At 53.8% G+C, this 17,732-nt stretch carries 14 protein-coding genes; 11 read left to right on the forward strand and 3 right to left on the reverse strand.

From position 1 onward, the window contains the following. Nucleotides 1-31: 31 nt before the first annotated feature. The 9 genes from miaA (at nucleotide 32) to ACJJIJ_RS19500 (ending at nucleotide 10,090) form a co-directional block, all read left to right on the forward strand. Complete coding sequence (miaA, locus tag ACJJIJ_RS19460; RefSeq protein ID WP_252085945.1) at nucleotides 32-955, forward strand: tRNA (adenosine(37)-N6)-dimethylallyltransferase MiaA; 924 nt, start codon at nucleotides 32-34, stop codon at nucleotides 953-955. A 191-nt stretch (nucleotides 956-1,146) separates the two neighbouring features. Beyond that, entirely contained in the window at nucleotides 1,147-1,431 is a 285-nt protein-coding gene (hfq, locus tag ACJJIJ_RS19465) for an RNA chaperone Hfq (RefSeq protein ID WP_020413623.1), read from the forward strand. Nucleotides 1,432-1,567: 136 nt separating this feature from the next. Continuing rightward, complete coding sequence (gene hflX / locus ACJJIJ_RS19470; RefSeq protein WP_252084206.1) at nucleotides 1,568-2,899, forward strand: ribosome rescue GTPase HflX; 1,332 nt, start codon at nucleotides 1,568-1,570, stop codon at nucleotides 2,897-2,899. A gap of 145 nt (nucleotides 2,900-3,044) precedes the next feature. Then, on the forward strand, nucleotides 3,045-4,187 hold the full coding sequence (hflK, locus tag ACJJIJ_RS19475; RefSeq protein ID WP_252084207.1) for an FtsH protease activity modulator HflK: 1,143 nt from the start codon (nucleotides 3,045-3,047) through the stop codon (nucleotides 4,185-4,187). An 11-nt stretch (nucleotides 4,188-4,198) separates the two neighbouring features. Continuing rightward, a complete protein-coding gene (gene hflC, locus ACJJIJ_RS19480) occupies nucleotides 4,199-5,071 on the forward strand; it encodes a protease modulator HflC (protein ID WP_252084208.1) in 873 nt (290 codons plus the stop codon). Nucleotides 5,072-5,259: 188 nt separating this feature from the next. Next, entirely contained in the window at nucleotides 5,260-6,453 is a 1,194-nt protein-coding gene (locus ACJJIJ_RS19485) for an ATP phosphoribosyltransferase regulatory subunit (RefSeq protein ID WP_252084209.1), read from the forward strand. 127 nt (nucleotides 6,454-6,580) lie between these two features. Next, nucleotides 6,581-7,903, forward strand: a complete 1,323-nt coding sequence (locus ACJJIJ_RS19490; protein WP_252084210.1) for an adenylosuccinate synthase — start codon at nucleotides 6,581-6,583, stop codon at nucleotides 7,901-7,903. 142 nt (nucleotides 7,904-8,045) lie between these two features. Continuing rightward, nucleotides 8,046-8,699, forward strand: a complete 654-nt coding sequence (gene trhA, locus ACJJIJ_RS19495; protein ID WP_252084211.1) for a PAQR family membrane homeostasis protein TrhA — start codon at nucleotides 8,046-8,048, stop codon at nucleotides 8,697-8,699. Between the two features lie 170 nt (nucleotides 8,700-8,869). Then, nucleotides 8,870-10,090: a lytic murein transglycosylase gene (locus ACJJIJ_RS19500; protein WP_252084212.1), complete on the forward strand. Its 1,221-nt coding sequence runs from the start codon at nucleotides 8,870-8,872 to the stop codon at nucleotides 10,088-10,090. Between the two features lie 7 nt (nucleotides 10,091-10,097). On the opposite strand, the gene ACJJIJ_RS19505 is transcribed toward ACJJIJ_RS19500, so the two are convergent. From ACJJIJ_RS19505 to ACJJIJ_RS19515, 3 genes are all read right to left on the reverse strand, one after another. Continuing rightward, nucleotides 10,098-11,120 (reverse strand): succinylglutamate desuccinylase/aspartoacylase family protein, encoded by a 1,023-nt coding sequence (locus ACJJIJ_RS19505; RefSeq protein WP_252084213.1) that lies wholly within the window; start codon nucleotides 11,118-11,120, stop codon nucleotides 10,098-10,100. A gap of 82 nt (nucleotides 11,121-11,202) precedes the next feature. Then, nucleotides 11,203-14,283, reverse strand: coding sequence for a DUF6531 domain-containing protein (locus tag ACJJIJ_RS19510; protein WP_252084214.1), 3,081 nt, complete (start codon nucleotides 14,281-14,283; stop codon nucleotides 11,203-11,205). Between the two features lie 23 nt (nucleotides 14,284-14,306). Beyond that, the gene (locus ACJJIJ_RS19515) at nucleotides 14,307-15,170 is read right to left on the reverse strand and encodes a Stp1/IreP family PP2C-type Ser/Thr phosphatase (RefSeq protein ID WP_252084215.1); all 864 of its coding nucleotides are present in this window, start codon (nucleotides 15,168-15,170) and stop codon (nucleotides 14,307-14,309) included. A gap of 190 nt (nucleotides 15,171-15,360) precedes the next feature. On the opposite strand from ACJJIJ_RS19515, the gene ACJJIJ_RS19520 reads away from it, so the two are divergent. Together ACJJIJ_RS19520 and ACJJIJ_RS19525 are read left to right on the forward strand one after the other, a co-directional pair. Further along, a complete protein-coding gene (locus ACJJIJ_RS19520; protein WP_252084216.1) occupies nucleotides 15,361-16,080 on the forward strand; it encodes a transposase in 720 nt (239 codons plus the stop codon). A gap of 70 nt (nucleotides 16,081-16,150) precedes the next feature. Continuing rightward, entirely contained in the window at nucleotides 16,151-17,650 is a 1,500-nt protein-coding gene (locus ACJJIJ_RS19525; RefSeq protein ID WP_252084217.1) for a type VI secretion system contractile sheath domain-containing protein, read from the forward strand. Nucleotides 17,651-17,732 lie beyond the last annotated feature (82 nt).

Genomic DNA, 17,732 nt, shown 5'->3' on the forward strand with positions numbered 1-17,732 from the left:
TCTGGACGATAAACCCCGCGCAATTTTTTTGATGGGTCCCACGGCATCGGGCAAGACGGATTTGGCCATGGCTTTGGCCGATCGCCTGCCGGTGGAATTAATTAGTGTGGATTCGGCTCTCGTTTATCGGGGTCTCGACGTGGGCTCGGCCAAGCCCAGCGCGGAGGAGCTGGCCCGCTATCCCCATCGCTTGATCGATATCTGTGATCCCAGCGAGTCTTTTTCTGCCGGCCGATTTCGCAAAGATGCTCTCGAAGCTATGGACGAAATCAGCGTAGCCGGTAAGATCCCTTTACTGGTTGGCGGAACTATGTTGTATTTCCGTGCTCTCCTGGAAGGAATGGCAAAGTTGCCGGAGGCCGACCTGAAGCTACGCGCTGAGATTGAAGCGCGTGCCGAACGTGAAGGCTGGCCGGCACTGCATGCGGAACTCGCACAAGTCGACCCGCAATTAGCGGCGGAACTGCATCCTAATCACTCGGTACGTATAGAGCGGGGGCTGGAGGTTTATCGGCTTACCGGTGTACCTCTTTCCCAGTTGCGTCGAGAACAATCTGGTGGCGGGGTACAGGAACGCTACCACTTGACTCAGTTGGCGATTATGCCTCGGGACAGGTCGTTGCTACATCGGCGTATTGAACTGCGCTTTAAGCGGATGCTCGAAGCTGGGTTTGTGCAGGAAGTGCGCGGTTTATTTGATCGTGGCGATCTGCATGAGGATCTACCGGCGATTCGTGCGGTGGGCTATCGTCAAGTGTGGCAGTACCTGGAAGGGCACTGCGATTATGATGAGATGGTTGCTGCGGGAATTGCCGCCACCCGCCAGTTGGCCAAGCGACAGCTGACGTGGTTGCGGCGCTGGCCCGAGTTGGAAATTTTGTACACTCAGGACAGCGAGGGTAGGGTGCGTGAGAATGATGAAATATTGGCCGAAGCCTTGAAATTTCTCGCTTGAGCATCCATAACGTGGTTGGGCTATAAAACGACAAGCTCAGTCAGTCAGTTTTCACAGGGTCGGCCTTTTCCGGCTCGCAACTACACTACTTATTACGCGTATTCGACCTCAGTCGTTTTTTGATCCGCGCACTTCGCGGATACGATTGCGGCCTGCATACCGCATTCAGCTTTTTGACAAGGAGAAAAAAGATGTCAAAAGGGCACAGCTTACAAGACCCTTACCTCAACGTATTGCGCAAAGAGCGTATCCCGGTTTCTATCTATCTGGTAAACGGCATCAAGCTCCAAGGGCAAATTGAATCTTTCGACCAGTTTGTGGTGTTGCTGAAAAATACCGTCAGCCAAATGGTTTACAAGCACGCTATTTCCACTGTTGTACCGTCCCGCGCAGTGCGCGTTCCCCTGTTGAACCCAGCCGCACAGCATGGCGGCGAGGGCAATGGTGAAGGCGGTGAGCGCGAATCTTTCAGCTGATTGAGTTGCGCTTAACGAGACTCGCGCCCCGTTACCGGGGCGCAAGCAGCCGAGTGAATCCGGAGTTGGACTTGCGGCTGCCATTTCAATCTAGGGAGCCAGATAGGCGCCCATTTCCTCATATAGAGATTTCCCATTGTTTTTCGATCGACCGGAATCTGGTGAACTGGCAGTACTGGTACACCTTGAACTCTCCGCTATAGACAGCCCCGATGATCCTCGCGAATTTGAGGAGCTGGCCCTCTCTGCCGGAGCCGATCCGGTCAGTTTTATTTTTGGACAACGTGCCACTCCAGACCCTAAAACCTTTGTTGGTCGAGGTAAGCTGGAAGAGATTCGCCAGGAAGTGAAAGAGCAGGGTGCCGAGCTGGTGATCTTTGATCACACCCTCTCACCCAGCCAAGAGCGCAATATTGAGCGTGAACTCAAGTGCCGGGTGCTGGATCGCACCGGCCTGATTCTGGATATCTTCGCCCAGCGTGCGCGCACCCATGAAGGTAAGTTGCAGGTGGAGCTGGCGCAATTGCGCCATATGACCACCCGCCTGGTGCGAGGATGGACCCATCTGGAACGGCAGAAAGGCGGTATCGGTTTACGCGGACCGGGCGAGACCCAGCTGGAAACGGATCGGCGTTTATTGCGTGCGCGTATCGATTCCATTGAGAAGCGCCTGGAAAAAGTTCGCCGCCAGCGAGAGCAGGGCCGGCGTGCGCGCTCCCGTGCCGAAGTGGCTACGGTTTCCCTGGTGGGTTACACGAACGCCGGCAAGTCGACTCTGTTTAACAGGCTCACTGATGCCGACGTGTATGTGCGCGATCAACTGTTTGCAACCTTAGACCCTACTATGCGAAGGGTTGAATTACCCAATGTCGGCGCCATGATCCTTGCTGATACGGTAGGTTTTGTTTCGCACCTGCCACACAAACTGGTGGAGGCGTTCCGCGCGACCCTGGAAGAGGCTGCGCAGGCAACGCTGCTTCTACATGTGGTGGATGCCGCCGCAGAAGATCGTCTGCACCTGATGGAAGAGGTTCAGACCGTACTGGAGGAAATTGGTGCTGCGGATATCCCGCAGCTGCTGGTGTACAACAAAATCGACCTGCTCGCCGACAGTGAGCCCCGCATTGACCGCGATGAAGAGGGGGTACCGCGTGCGGTTTGGCTCTCAGCGGTGACCGGTGCTGGTTGTGACCTGCTGGTGGAGGCGATTGCAGAGCGCCTGGGAGAGCAGATGGTACAGGGGCTGCTGGTGGTAAAACCACAGCAATCCCGCCTGCGCGCGCAGCTCTACCAGATCAACGCGGTGCAGAGCGAACACTATCGGGATAATGGCGATTGCGAATTGCAGTTATTGCTTCCGCGCAGTGATTTCCAGCGTTTACTGGCCCCATTTACAGATGGTGGTGAAGAGCCGGAGTGGCTGCCAAAAGAGGCACTTCCCGATGATAATGAGGCGCAAGAACACTAGCGCCAGCACATTTTCGTGTGGCCGATGCGGCCCCAATTTCGACAAACTTGCCTTCAGCAGAGGTCTGGCGGCAATATTTTGCCGGCGGGGAATGCTAGAATCCGCCGGAGTCAAAGCTTAAATGATCAGAGTTGGAGTAATTTAGATGGCCTGGAATGAACCGGGTGGTAACAACGGCAAAGACCCTTGGGGTGGCGGCGGTGGTAACCGCAATAACGATGGCCCACCGGATCTCGACGAGCTGTTCCGCAAAGTCCAGCAGAAACTCGGCGGATTGTTTGGCGGTAGCCCAAGCACCGGAACGGGTAAGTTCCCATGGATGCTGGTGATTGTTATCGCGGTATTAATTTATGCGGGACTCGGTATTTATCAGGTCAACGCCAACGAACAGGCGGTGGTATTGCGCCTTGGTAAATACCACTCGACCGAATCGGCCGGCCTGCACTGGAACCCACCGCTGATAGATAGTGTAACCAAGGTCAATATGACTGAGGTGCGTACCGAGCGCACCACCGGACAGATGCTGACCGAAGATGCCAATATCGTTGAAGTGGTATTGACCGTGCAATGGCAGGTAAGTGATGCGGAGTCTTTTGTACTGCGTGTACGCGAGCCGGTGAAGAGTCTACAGGAGGCCACTGACAGTGCCTTGCGCCACGTAGTGGGCTCTCTCACTCTGAACGGTGTGATTTCGCAAAACCGGACCCAGGTATCCACCGACACCCAACAGCGTCTGCAGGAGTACCTGGATTTGTACCAAACGGGTATCCGTATCGATGTGGTGAACCTGACTGATGCCAAGGCGCCCCGCGAAGTGCAGGATGCCTTTGACGATGTAACCAAGGCTCGCGAGGACGAGGTGCGTCTGCAAAATGAAGCCCAGGCCTACGCCAACCAAGTGATTCCGGTTGCTCGCGGTCAGGCACAGCGAATTATCGAAGAGGCCGAGGGCTACAAGGCCCGTGTAGTCGAGAGTGCCCGCGGTGAGGCGGTGCGCTTCGAGAAACTGCTGTCCGAATACGAGCGCGCGCCGGAAGTGACCCGCGAACGCCTATACCTGGATGCGGTGCAGGATGTGATGTCTAACACCTCCAAGGTGATGGTTGATGTCGAGGGTGGCAACAACATGATGTACCTACCGCTGGATAAGCTGACTCAGGAGAGCACATCCCAGGCTGTCCAACGTAAAGACACCTCCCCGATCGTAATCGAAGAGGTCTACCAGCGTATCGTCGAGCGCCTGCGCCAGGATGCCGCCAGCAGCCGCCGCAGCCAGACTGTTCGCTAGGAGGTGATGGAATGAACAACAAATCTTTGGGAATTATTGTCGCACTGCTGCTCGTCGTCCTGTTGGTTTCCTCCAGCGCCTTCGTGGTGAAGGAAACGGAAAAGGCTGTGTTGCTGCGCTTTGGTGAGCTGGTGCGCACCTACACCGAGCCGGGTCTCTACTTCAAGATTCCGTTTGCGGAGAAGCTGCGCAAGTTTGACGCTCGTATCCAAACTGTGGATTCAAGCCCGGTGCGTATGCTCAATAGCGAAAACAAGTTCATGATGGTGGATTCGTACGCTAAATATCGTATCTCAGATGTGAGTAAGTTCTACATCGCTACCCGTGGCGATGAGCGCAATGCGGTGCGTCTACTGTCTGAGCGGATCAACGATCAGCTGCGTAACCAGTTCGGTGTGCGTGACCTGCATGAGGTAGTCAGTGGTGAGCGCGATGAGCTGATGGCGGAGATTACCAAAAACCTGAATAAGGTTGCTCAGGGCGACTTGGGTGTGGAGGTGATCGATGTACGCGTCAAGCGCATCGACCTGCCACCAGAAGTCTCCGAGTCCGTGTTCCAGCGTATGCGTGCAGGCCGTGAGCTGGAGGCAAGGGATCACCGAGCCAAAGGGCAGGAGGCCAGTGAGCGGATCAAAGCCAATGCCGATCGCCAAAAGGTGGTGATTGAGTCCGAGGCCTACCGCCAGGCCGAAGAACTGCGTGGTGCTGGGGATGCGGAGGCGGCATCGATTTATGCCGCAGCCTATACCAAGAACCCCGAGTTCTACCGCTTCACGCGCAGCCTGCAGGCTTATCGGGAATCTTTCCGCAGCAAATCCGATATGTTGCTGGTGGATCCAGATAGTGAGTTTTTCCGCTATCTGAAGGACCCTAAAGGGCAATAAACCAACTTGCGGGGCAAATGGCAGCGGATTATCCCTACCCCCCAGCTGTTTGCCCGAGGTCGTGGCTGTCCTTGCGACAGCCCTACCTTCCTGCCGGCAGTTGGTGCTAAAATCACGCAAACCGGGCCTCGCCCGGTTTTTTTGTGGAAGCCGACGCGCCTCATTAACTCTGAAAAGTCCGTTTCACCATGACTCAAGCCGATCGTTGGATGCTGCCGGATGGCATCGCGGAGATTTTGCCCGCGGGAGCTGTTCAAGTTGAAACCCTGCGCCGCCGACTGTTGGACCTCTACCATTGCTGGGGGTACGAGTTGGTGATACCGCCAATGTTGGAATTCACCGAGTCCCTGCTGGTTGGTATGGGGCGTGATCTCGACCTGAGCACCTTCAAGGTCACAGACCAGATTTCCGGCCGCACACTCGGTATTCGCGCTGATATTACCCCGCAGACAGCGCGTATCGATGCGCATAGTTTTCCTCGTGCGGGGGCTAACCGCCTGTGCTACGCGGGCCAGGTCCTGCACACCCGGCCACGTACCGCGATGGGCTCGCGTGCGCCGATCCAGATAGGTGCGGAATTGTTTGGCGTGGACAGCCTCAGTGGAGATATCGAAGTGATCTTCCTGATGCTGGAGAGCCTGCAGGTTGCCGGGATAGAAGATATTTATTTGGACCTCGGCCACGTAGCGATTTACCGAAGTCTCGCCGAGGCAGCCGGGCTCGGTGACAGTGAGCGTGAAGAACTTTCCGCGCTGCTGCAGAACAAGGCCAGTGCCGATGTTTACAGCTGGGTGTCTGAGAATATTAGTGATTCACAGGTATCGGGCTGGCTGCAAGCTCTCCCCAGTCTTGCCGGCGGGCTCGACTGCCTGGAACGAGCCGCCACTCAGTTGGCGGGAGCGCCGCAGGCTCTGTTGGATGCTTTGTCTGATCTGCAGCAGGTCGCCGAGGCTCTGGGGCAGCGCTACCCGGCGGTGACCCTGTTCTTCGATTTGAGTGAAGAGCGTGGATACGACTATGAAACCGGCTTGGTATTCGCCGCTTACACACCGGGCCACGGGCAGGCACTCGCCAATGGTGGCCGCTACAACGGTATTGGTGCAGTATTTGGCCGGGACCGCCCGGCAACGGGCTTTAGTAGTGATTTAGTGGCTCTCAACACGCTGGGTACCAGCGCGACACCCGCTGAGGGCGCCATACTCGCGCCGGAGGTAAGTGGTCCCCAGGGCGCCGGGCTGTGGCGCGCAATTGATGAGCTGCGCGAGCGGGGAGAGGTGGTCATTGCCACTCTTTCCGATAGCGCAGAGAGCGATCTTCATTCGCGCTGTGATCGCGAGCTGGTATTCGAGGGCGACTCCTGGGTGGTAAAGCCCCGGGATTGAACAAAGGCGGGCGCAGAGGATGTGCCAATAATGTGCCTATATTGGTGCGGTGAACCCCGCAAGATTCATTGATGTAGGGGCCTCTCGGCCTCCTGCAGAACGAAACCTGAGTTAGAGATTGATACAGATGGGCAAGAATGTAGTAGTGCTGGGTACCCAGTGGGGCGATGAAGGCAAGGGTAAAATTGTCGATTTGCTGACAGAACAGGTCTCCCTGGTGGTGCGCTTTCAGGGCGGACACAACGCCGGCCATACCCTGGTGATCGACGGTGAGAAAACCGTACTGCACCTGATCCCCTCCGGTATCTTGCGCCCCAGCGTGACCTGCCTGATCGGCAACGGTGTGGTGCTGTCACCGGAAGCATTACTCAAGGAAATGTCTGAGTTGGAAGAGCGCGGTGTCCCAGTGCGCAAGCGCCTGCGCCTGTCCCCAGCCTGTCCCCTGATTCTGCCGGTGCATGTGGCACTGGATCAGGCCCGTGAAAAGGCGCGCGGTGCCAAAGCAATCGGTACCACCGGTCGCGGTATCGGTCCCGCCTATGAAGACAAAGTTGCCCGCCGCGGTCTGCGCCTCGGTGACTTGTGTAACTGGGAGAACTTCTGCAATCAGCTCAAGGAGCTGATCGACTACCACAACTTTGCCCTGACCGAATATTACAAAGTCGATCCGGTCAGCTACGAGGACACTCTCGAGCAGGCCAAGATCTGGCGTGAGCAACTGGTGCCGATGATCATCGATGTGGCCGACCAGCTGCATAAGGCCCGCGAACAGGGTGAGCACATCCTATTCGAGGGGGCTCAGGGTTCCCTGCTGGATATTGACCACGGTACCTATCCGTTTGTGACCTCCTCCAACACCACTGCTGGCGGCACCGCCACTGGTTCTGGTTTTGGCCCCCTCTACCTGGATTACGTACTGGGTATCACCAAGGCTTACACCACCCGCGTTGGTAGTGGCCCTTTCCCCACCGAACTCGACTGTGAAGTAGGGCGTCATCTGGGTGAGAAGGGACATGAATTTGGTGCCACCACCGGGCGCCAGCGTCGCACCGGCTGGTTCGATGCCGTTGCCGTACGTCATGCTATTCGTATTAACAGTATCTCCGGCTTGTGTCTGACCAAGCTGGATGTACTCGATGGTCTTGAGGAAGTGAAGATCTGTGTCGGTTACCGCAACAGTGCCGGAGAAGAAGTACCGGTACCTTTCGACGCCGCCGGTTGGGAGGGTGTAGAGCCTGTATACGAAAGTATGCCTGGCTGGACAGAGAATACTTTCGGGGTGCGTCGTGAGGCGGACCTGCCGGCCAATGCCAAGGCTTATATCGCCCGTATCGAAGAGCTGGTGGGTGCGCCGGTAGATATTGTTTCTACAGGTCCCGATCGCAACGAGACGATCGTTCGCGCCTCTTCCGCTCTATGTGAAATGGGAATCCATAACGCGAGCGTATAAGCCTCTAAAGCCTGCTTGTGAATCTACGGTCAAACCCTGGCCTTGCTATTTTTAGTGAGGCCTTTGATCATTAGACCTGATTCAAGTTATCGGTCGAGTGGTTTTGAAGCCACTCGCTACCAGAATTCAATCGGGCCAATTTATGACCTCTTCCGTTTCCGTTGCCAGCCGCTATAGCTTTGCTGAAGAGATTGCCAATAGCGTAACCCACGGTATCGGAGCCGTTCTGGCTATTGCTGGTTTGGGTGTTCTCACTGGTTTCGCCGCACTGCGTGGGGATGCCTGGCATATCGTCAGCTCCAGTGTCTATGCCTCCACCCTGATTCTTTGTTTCCTCGCCTCGACTCTTTATCACGCCGTCAGCCATATAGGCGCCAAGGCGATATTGCGAACTCTGGATCACTCCTCAATTTTTCTGCTGATTGCCGGCACCTATACGCCCTTTACCCTAGTGACCCTACGCGGGCCCTGGGGTTGGTGGTTGTTTGGCATTATCTGGGGCTTGGCACTGTTGGGCCTGATTATCCAGTTCACTCCCTTGAAAAAGATCCGTGCACTGTCGATCACCCTCAGCGCCCTGATGGGCTGGGTGGTTATCGCTGCAATCAAGCCCCTGGCGAATAGTCTTGAGACCGGTGGTCTATGGCTGTTGGTGCTGGGGGGCCTCTGTTATACCGGCGGTATTGCCTTTTATTTGTGGCGTAGCCTGCGTTTTCACCACGCTATCTGGCACCTATTTGTGCTGGCTGGCGGTATTTTGCATTTCTTCGCCGTACTCTTTTACGTCATTCCCTGATTTTGTGGCCCTGGTTACAGGGCCTCGCCATCACCAGAACTTCCTTTCGACTCCACTGTCCCCATTAATGACGGATCAAGCGGATGACACCATTGGAGAAATCCGCCTTCCGGAAGAGAGAGGCTCGTTCTAACCTTGTGCGAGCGAAATGTCGTGTCAAAGGTACTCCCATGCCCAAATTGCAACGCTTCCCCGCACTGCTCTATGTTCTTACCCTCTGTTTGACGTTATTCACTCTACAGGCTCAGGCAGCCGATAAGCCGGACCCGGCTTTTGAAAAGTGGGTAAAGGAGTTCCGCCAAACGGCTGTTAAGAATGGGATTTCCCCACAGGTTTACGACCAGGCCTTTAAAGGCATTACCTCTCCTGACCAGTGGGTGCTGGATAGAGCCAGTTACCAGCCGGAATTCAAGGCGCCGGTGTGGCAGTACTTCGACAACCGTGTGCAAAAGCGCGCTATCGAGCGGGGCAAGCGGGAAAAAGAGAAGATGCAGCCCTGGCTCGATAAAATCGAGAAGCGCTTTGGTGTGGACCCCAATATCCTACTGGCAATCTGGTCGGTGGAATCGAGCTTCGGAGGCATTCTTGGCAATGAGACGGTAATGCGCAGTGTAATCCGCTCTCTCGCGACCCTGGCCTATGCAGATCCCCAGCGCAAGAAGTTTGGTCGACAGCAGTTGTTGGCGGCACTGAAAATCCTGCAGGCCGGTGATGTTGAAGGTCAACACCTGCTTGGATCTTGGGCAGGAGCTATGGGTCATACGCAGTTTATCCCCACCAGTTACCAGGCTTATGCTGTAGACATCGACGGTGACGGCAAGCGTGATATTTGGAATTCGGTGCCGGATGCACTGGCTACCGCTGCCAATTTGCTTTCTAGTAATGGCTGGCAGAAAGGTAAGCCCTGGGGCTATGAGGTAACCATTCCCGCCAAGAAAATGCCGGGCGGCAAATTGACAGTTGCGGAGTGGGAAAAGCTCGGGGTCAAGCGCGCTAATGGTGAGCCCTTTCCAAGTAAGAAAGCGGTGGCGGAGCTGAAGCTGCCTGATGGGCGCAATGGTCCGGCATTTCTAGTCTTTAAGAATTTCTTTGTACTCAAGCGTTATAACAACTCCGATCGTTATGCTATAGCCATTGGTTTACTTTCGGATCGTATTGGCGGCGGCGCGCCGCTGGTGAAAGACTGGAGCCGCCCTTTTACTCCCCTCGACGGCAGTCAAGTTGAACAGTTGCAAAAACTGCTGAAGCAGAAGGGTTTCTACAGTGGTGAGATCGATGGTAAAGCTGGTCCGGGAACCCGAAAAGCGATTAAGGCTTTTGAGAAGAGCGCCGGTGTGGAGGAGAAGGGCTTTCCCAGCAAAGAGGTATTGGAGTTACTTCAGAAACAGTAGGGCGCCTCTAAAAGTTCTCATCCGGTAGTAGGCTGTCCTGCAATAACTCGAGGTTTTCAACTACCTCCTGGGGTTCATGGAAATAGGCGATGTGATACATCGCCTCGCCCTCCTGCACCAGTGGGATGTTCTGCTTGCCGATTATGATTCCCTCGCCATTACTGCGTACCTGGTCTAGTTCATTGCCATAGGGGTCGGCAACAGTGGCGAGGAGGTCACCTTCGTACACTTGATCACCAAGCGCTTTAAGGTGGGTGGCTATGCCGCTGTCGCCGGCTCTTAGCCAGCCACTGCTACGAGCGATAAAGGGCTCTATTAAGCTGCGTTTGCGCCTTACCGGGAGCATACCCAGATGCCTGAGAACGTTAGTCACTCCTTTCAGCCCAGCGCGAATGCACAACTCATCAAAGCGCAGGGCTTCTCCTGCCTCATAAAGGAGGATTCTCACTCCCCGATCTGCGGCCGCCTGGCGTAGGGAGCCATCGCGAATCGATGCATTTAGCAATACCGGTACACCGAAAGCCTTGGCCATGGCACGGGTCACATCGTCGTCGAGATTGGCGCGTACCTGGGGAAGGTTACTGCGGTGGGCGGCTCCGGTATGTAGATCGATGCCGTAATCGCATTTGGCCACTATCTCACGCAGAAACACATGGGCCATACGCGCAGCCAGGGAGCCTTTGGCAGAACCGGGAAAGCTGCGATTGAGGTCGCGGCGATCGGGTAGGTAGCGGGTGTGCTGGAGCACACCATAGACATTGACCATAGGTACGGCAATCAGGTTACCGCGAAGGGATTTTAGACTGCGGCTCTGAATCAAACGGCTGATGATTTCGATGCCGTTCAGCTCATCGCCGTGCACGGCCGCACAGACAAAAATCGTGGGACCCTCCCGTTTACCGCGCTGTACATAAACGGGTATGGCCATTTCTGTATTGGTGTAGAGGCTGACTACAGGCAGGTCTATATGGCGGGATTCCCCCTTGGCCACTGCGATACCGCCAATTTCAAAGTTCGGGGATTGTTGCATGGTTACGTTCGCAATTGAGAGCTCTAAGTTTAGGGAATAGAGCAGGCCAGGGTGGGCCCCGATGAGGGGCGCCAGTAGGATTTTAGAGCCTGATTAGCGGCATATTGGACGTAGTGTGAGAGAAAATCCTTGAGCCGTTCAGCCACATTTGCAGGGCGGGATTCCAATATCCGGAAGTGGTGTACCACAGGCCAGTCTCAATATCGGCGATCAAGCCGATACCGCGCCAGGGGCCAGGAGTTTGTCCAAAAGCTCGGCCATTTCTGTCCTCGACATCTTTTCCCTGAGACCATTGCACCGTGCCCTGTGCGTCGAAAATAGCCAGCGGTTTTCCCTGTGAGTCAGTGTGATAGTACTCACAACGGCCGGAGCTCCAGTGGCAGAGTACGGATCCGTTTAAGGGGTGTGTTATCCAATGGCCAATGCCGCGGGATTTACCATCGATCTGGTGTGCTTCAGCCCAGATACCCAGGCCACTCCAACTGCTAGTGACCCGGCGCTGGCGTGACGATTTGCGATGGGTGCAGGTTTTACTCAGACGGCGCCCGAACGGGTCATAGCGGAAATGAGTTTTAAAATCGCCGCATTCTGCGGTGCTCATCAGCCCCCAACCGTCGTACTGGTATTGATAATCTCTGCGCCCGGGAATTTGCCGCTCGGCGACCACGTTGCCGCGCTTATCCCTGTCAATTTGTGCCTGGGGAAACCCGGTCTGGCGTATTGGAGTAGTGAGCTGTAGCGGGGGGCACTTATCGAATTGCCAAGCGAGGGCGAGTCCACTTTCCAGACTAAAAGGGCTTCCAAACCGATGTTTGACTGTACTGCGCACTTCTCCCTGAATATGAATAGTGTTTTGCTCTTTGAACTCACTGCGTAGCACCGGCTCGCCATTGGCATCCACACCGTAAAGCGCGCCACAGGGTGTGAGCGTGTAGGCCAAGTCGAGGTTGTCGGAGCTGGCGCTTCTCAACCAGCCGCGTGAATCGTACTGATACCTCAGGCTGAAATCGCGCACGTCACTGCTGTCGTGGTTCTCGGCGATAACCCGGTTGCGTCGGTCGTATTTAAAACGGACAGATGAATGTAAATTGTTAGCTTGAATCAGGCGTTTTTCAGTATCGTAATGGAACTCATTAATTTGGCCATTATTATTGCGTATGCTGGCGAGGGTGCCTCTGTCGTAATAGTGGAAGTACCAACGGCAGTCGTTATCACAGTATTCACTCAGGCTGCCATCAACGCTGTAGTTCCAAGTGAGTTGGCGCTCGTCCGGGGTGCGGTGGCTGATCAGTTGGCCGAGTCCATCATATTGCCAGCAGTAATCTCCGGAGGGGGTTTGCAGCTGGGTCAACTGGCCCTGGGTATTGTGGTGTAAAGCCCATTGGTTGCCATCGGCGAAATGTATCTGGCAAATACGGCCGCAGCTATCGTAGTCCCACTGCAAGCTTTGGCTGTTACTGGCATGGATGGCGTGGGGTTGGCCACGCTCGCAGTAATCGATTCCATATTGGTAGCTGCCTATGTGGGACTCGCGTAATTCGCCGGTGGGGCCATAGCGCCACTCACGCCAAGTTTCCCCATTGACGACCAGCGTGGTCATGCGCTGCCAGTGATCGTATTCGAAACCCCACTGCTTTTCCCCTCGGCGAACCGTTTGTAACTGCCCCTGGCCATCCCAGGTAAACTCAATGCAGCCGCCCTCGGGATCTGTAATTTGCGAGAGCAAACCGCGATCGCTATAGAGCAATTTCCACTCTTGCTGTTCCGGGTCGATAATTGCCTGTGGCCGTCCCTTGTCGCTGTAAGTGAACAGCCATGATTGTTGTTCACTTAACTGTACTGCCTGTGGGTAGCCGTCTTCACTGTATAAATAACGCTTGCTGTTGCTCCCTTCGGTGATGCGCCGCAAGCGGCCAAATTCATCGTAGCGGAAGAAGGTATGCTGTCCATCGGCATTAATCTGCTGGCATAGATTCCCGTAGCAGTCGTAGAGCCAGCTTTTTTGCCGCTGCCCTTGACGCTCTTTGGTGAGCTGGCCGAACTGGTTGAAGTGCAGCTGTTGTGGAGTTCGATCAGTATTTTCTACCTGGCAATTCCCACGGTTGTGTTGCCAGGTTAATAATGTTTCCGATTCCTCTTGTATCAGCCTGTGGCAGTGCCCTTGCAGGTCGTATTCAAATTGACGCTTGCCATTCACACCGCTGTGCGCTTGCACAAGCAATAAATCGTGATAGTGATAGCTCTCCAGATCGTGGTTACTGTGGACTTCGGTTAGTAGACCGCCCTGGAATTCATAGCTGCACAGATTGCGCTGATCGTCGGGAGCGTGGTTATTCATCAGTTTGGTAAGGCGCCCGCCGCGGCTTTCGAAGTCGAGTACCCGCCCCCAGGAGCTGACAATTTTTCTGGGTAACCCTTCGCTGTAATCAATGGTTAGGGAATTGCCGAACTGATCTCGAATCTCGGTAAGCGGGAGTGCACTGTTGACTCCATCTGCGCGAAAAATTTTATCGGGCTCATTAAAGGTGGAGAGTCGATAGCTGTGCAGACTCTGCCGGAATAGCAGCAGTCGTTCGAAGCGGTTATAACAGCCGTGCCCAATCGCGGGTAACTGGAATTGAATCTTGCGGCCTTCGGCATTAAACAGTTCTACTTGGTTATCCTGCACCAGTAACTGTTCGCTCAGCGAATGACGCCAGCCAGCTCCAATTCCACTGTCTTCATCGATACTAGAGCGGTAGTATCGTTTCCAAGAAAATGGCAGTGGCCCCGGTATTGTGAGGTCCACACATTCGAAATTCAGTTCGCCGGTTGCAATGATTACCTGTTCGTGTACCCGACGGCACCGGCTAAGAGCGGGGACATGAGTCCCCAGTGGGTTGGCACCGGGAGTATTAATAAATTGAACTGGGCCCTCATTGACTCCGGGTAACAGCTCGACTTCAGGTGCAGCTGAAATTGTATAGGTGTTGACCTCGACAGTAGGTGGTTCTGGCCACAGAGGTCGGTGGTGGCCGTCAGTAATTTGGGCCTCGGGAAGTTCTTCAATAGCCTCCACCCAGCGATAGGCTGACGCAGGATTTCCCTGGGGGAAGGTGGCTGTGGAGGGGCTTAAGACTTTGAGCAGGTTGGGGACCAGCTGGGTGAGACGTTCCGGTGTCATTCTTCAGCTTCCGGCAAACAGTTTTATCGTTGCGCTTTTCTGATAGTTACATCTGGTGATTTTGGTCTTTGGGTTGCGCTCTGCTCTTGTGCGAGTATCTGCGCTGCGGGTTGGGAGGAGTATTCAAGAATACCCGCACTAATATTGTCGCGCCCTCCCATTCTGTTGGCATCATCAATAAAGCGATAAACACACTCCAGAGCAGGGCGGTGAGTGGCAAGCACTCGCTCAATCGCATGATCGTCCAGATATTCAGTTAAGCCATCAGTGCAGAGTAATAGCAAAGCGTTCTCTGTTAATTTCCAGCTATTAATTTCTGCTTCTACAGAATTGGAAACGCCCAAAGCGCGGGTTATGTGATTTCGTACACTGGACTGCTGTGCCTGCTCCTCGCTTATTTGACCACTGTCTATCATTTCCTGAACAACACTGTGATCGCGTGTAAGGCGCTGTAAGCCGAAGTTATTCCATAGATAAGCGCGAGAATCACCAATATGCGCGACGATCAGGAAATCGTGCCACATAACAGCGACAACAATTGTTGTTCCCATTTTTGCAAAATGCGGGTTGGTATTTTTTGTGTTTAGGAGGGCGTTGTTGGCACTGTTGATAGCGTCGATCAAAGTCGCGCGTAAAATCAATTGTTGTTGCTCGGGTGTGCAGGAGAGAAAGGTATGTTTTAAAAGATCTTCTAAATGGAATTGAACGGTTTCTGCTGCTATTTTGCTAGCTGTGGCACCGCCTGTGTATCCCCCCATACCATCCGCTATCACGATATAGGCGAAAGGTTGGTCGGCGCTGGCATACCAGCGAATACTATCCTCGTTTTCCTCGCGAACTTGACCAATGTCAGTGCGTCCGTTGACCGCCAGACTTATCTGATCCATGTCTGGTGCAACTCCCCTTTATTTAAATAGCAACAAAATGCAGCGTAACATGATTACAACCACTAACCAGAGTTCATGTTAACTTGGCAGTAGACTAAGTTTGAAATTTTTTTCCCTGATTTGCGATAATAAAACCTTTATTCATCACTAGAAAGGCATTGCGCCTTATAAAAAAGGATTTGCTGGCAAAATGCCTCGTTTGCCCAGGCTCAATCTAATAGATATCCCTCAGCATATTGTGCAAGTTGGTCACAATAATTTGCCGTGCTTCTTTGATGAGGAGGATTATCAATATTATTTGATTAGTTTGCGCAATGCTGCTGATCAGTACCATGTGGATGTGCATGCATACGTCCTGCTGCCCAATATGATTCAGATTATTGCCACCCCGAGGGTTCCGGATGGCATACCTTCAATGATGCAATCTCTAGGGCGTCGTTACGTACAGTTTGTCAATCACCGTTACAAGCGTTCCGGCACCATTTGGCGAGGGCGTTATAAATCCAGCTTGATTGACTCCGATGCCTACCTGCTGACCTGCTACCGCTATGTGGAACTGCGCCCTCTTTATTTGGGACTTGCTGACTCACTGGGAAATTATCAGTGGTCAAGTTTCAATCATCATGTAAACACTAAGCATGATAATTTGATTAAAGATCATCGTTTATATACCGACTTGGGTGAAAATGCCGGGCAACGTGCACAGGCTTATCGCCAGCTTTTTCGCTATAGCTTTGATAGCCGGCTACTGGATTACATTGCTGAAACCATTAAGTTGGGGCATGTTCTGGGTGGAGATGCTTTTAAAGATAAGATTGAACAAATCGCCAATCAGAGGGTTCGTCCGCTGAAAAGGGGACGACCAAGAAAGTCGAATAAAATCGAAAAACAAGTAGTGGAAACCAAATAGATAAAAACGCATGATGAGTACAAGAGGTTTCGTTGTGCTGCGTATTTTTTTTACCTGTGGATAATTAACTGTGAGCAAAGCCACTATAGCTGCCGGATTTCAAATCCACGGCGATAAAAATAAAAAGGAAGAAACCATGGACCATGGCAGTGATATTCTAAAAGTCGCAATCTTGGGCGATTTTAGTGGTCGCTCCAGCCGTCGTCAGTGCGAGCCTGAGACTATTGCTCAGCGCAGGGTATATGTGCTGAACCGGGATACTTTTGAAGGAGTATTCAGTGATCTTAGGGTGAGCCTGCAGTTGCCGGTGATGGATGAGCCGCTGCAATTACCTTGTTTCGATGATTTACACCCGGATTACCTCTACAGTCGTCTACCGCTTTTCAAACATTTTATAGCGCTCGGTCAACGCCTGCGTGATCCTGGCCAATTCCAGCAAGCCGCAGAGGAGATTCGTCAGTGGAAACCGGAGCTGACTGAAACCGGGCAAGAGGCTGCGGATTATTCATCTGAGCAGTCAATCCTCGATGAGATTCTCGCGGCGGGTCGCGAGCGCCTGGCTAGGGAAAATGGCAGTGCTTTCCAGGTGGATCAACTGATTAGGGACATTGTTGCCCCCTATGTACAAAAAAGCGTGGATCCCATGCAAGGGGAGTATTTAAACGCCTTGGCCGAGGCGACCTCTGACACTATGCGCAAGGTGATGCATCATAGTGATTTCCGCCAGTTGGAGGCGAGCTGGCTCAGTCTGCATTTCTTAATGAGGCGACTAGACGAACATCCAAATTTGCAGCTGCACCTGATTGATGTCAGCAAGGAAGAGCTGCTTGCCGATTTTGCCAGTGCTGAGAGCGATCTGGAAAAGTCTCAGGTTTTTAAATTACTGGTTGAGCGTGAAACAGTCGCCGGTGATCGTCCCTACAACCTCGTGTTGGGTGACTTCTTTATTACGGACGAGGAGAGGGATCTGCATCTGTTGATCGATCTCTCCACTATTGCGGAAGCGGCTGGAAGTACTCTGCTTCTCGGAGGGGACACCAAACTGGCCGGCTGTCCCAGCTTGGCAGGATCAGTTGATCCAGATGATTGGTATTATCCCTTGAGTGAGCGCTTTGCCGAAAGCTGGCAGGCGGTACGGGATTACTCCGCCAGTGAGTATGTTGCACTGGCCGCCCCACGCTTTATGTTACGGCTGCCATTTGGCCGTGAGACCTCCACCACTGAGCATTTTGATTTTGAAGAACTAACCCCCGATCAGGGCCATCAATACTACCAGTGGGGTAATAGTGCCTATCTGCTCGCCTTGGCTATCTGCCAGGGTTTTTCCACAACCGGCAGATTCCAGACTCCCACCTCTGCAACCTATGAAAGCCTGCCTTTGCATCTGCGTAAACTGCCCCAGGGACAGTGGATCACCCCCTGTGCTGAAGCGTTGCTTACCGATCGTGCAGCAGCAGAGTTTAGTCAGGCGGGGCTGAGTACTATGCGCTCGGTACAGGGCCGCGATCAGATTGTCCTCCCCAGTTTAAGATCTCTCGCCGGTGGAGAATTAAAAGGGCCCTGGAGTTAAAAAGTATTTCCCGGTCACGGCATTCTCTGTAGGCCGGGTTTGAATTTCTTGTGTGGAAGGCCCTTGTGCCCGAATCATTTTC

This window comes from Microbulbifer mixtoriginis (SeqCode), assembly GCF_052467945.1.

What these genes read in the sequence shown, in the direction of transcription:
- ACJJIJ_RS19510 (WP_252084214.1), bottom strand. Translation starts at nt 14,283, where the DNA reads ATGACACCGGAACGTCTCACCCAGCTGGTCCCCAACCTGCTCAAAGTC.
- miaA (WP_252085945.1), top strand. Translation starts at nt 32, where the DNA reads ATGGGTCCCACGGCATCGGGCAAGACGGATTTGGCCATGGCTTTGGCC.
- hflC (WP_252084208.1), top strand. Translation starts at nt 4,199, where the DNA reads ATGAACAACAAATCTTTGGGAATTATTGTCGCACTGCTGCTCGTCGTC.
- trhA (WP_252084211.1), top strand. Translation starts at nt 8,046, where the DNA reads ATGACCTCTTCCGTTTCCGTTGCCAGCCGCTATAGCTTTGCTGAAGAG.
- ACJJIJ_RS19485 (WP_252084209.1), top strand. Translation starts at nt 5,260, where the DNA reads ATGACTCAAGCCGATCGTTGGATGCTGCCGGATGGCATCGCGGAGATT.
- ACJJIJ_RS19500 (WP_252084212.1), top strand. Translation starts at nt 8,870, where the DNA reads ATGCCCAAATTGCAACGCTTCCCCGCACTGCTCTATGTTCTTACCCTC.
- ACJJIJ_RS19515 (WP_252084215.1), bottom strand. Translation starts at nt 15,170, where the DNA reads ATGGATCAGATAAGTCTGGCGGTCAACGGACGCACTGACATTGGTCAA.
- hfq (WP_020413623.1), top strand. Translation starts at nt 1,147, where the DNA reads ATGTCAAAAGGGCACAGCTTACAAGACCCTTACCTCAACGTATTGCGC.
- ACJJIJ_RS19520 (WP_252084216.1), top strand. Translation starts at nt 15,361, where the DNA reads ATGCCTCGTTTGCCCAGGCTCAATCTAATAGATATCCCTCAGCATATT.
- ACJJIJ_RS19490 (WP_252084210.1), top strand. Translation starts at nt 6,581, where the DNA reads ATGGGCAAGAATGTAGTAGTGCTGGGTACCCAGTGGGGCGATGAAGGC.
- hflK (WP_252084207.1), top strand. Translation starts at nt 3,045, where the DNA reads ATGGCCTGGAATGAACCGGGTGGTAACAACGGCAAAGACCCTTGGGGT.
- ACJJIJ_RS19505 (WP_252084213.1), bottom strand. Translation starts at nt 11,120, where the DNA reads ATGCAACAATCCCCGAACTTTGAAATTGGCGGTATCGCAGTGGCCAAG.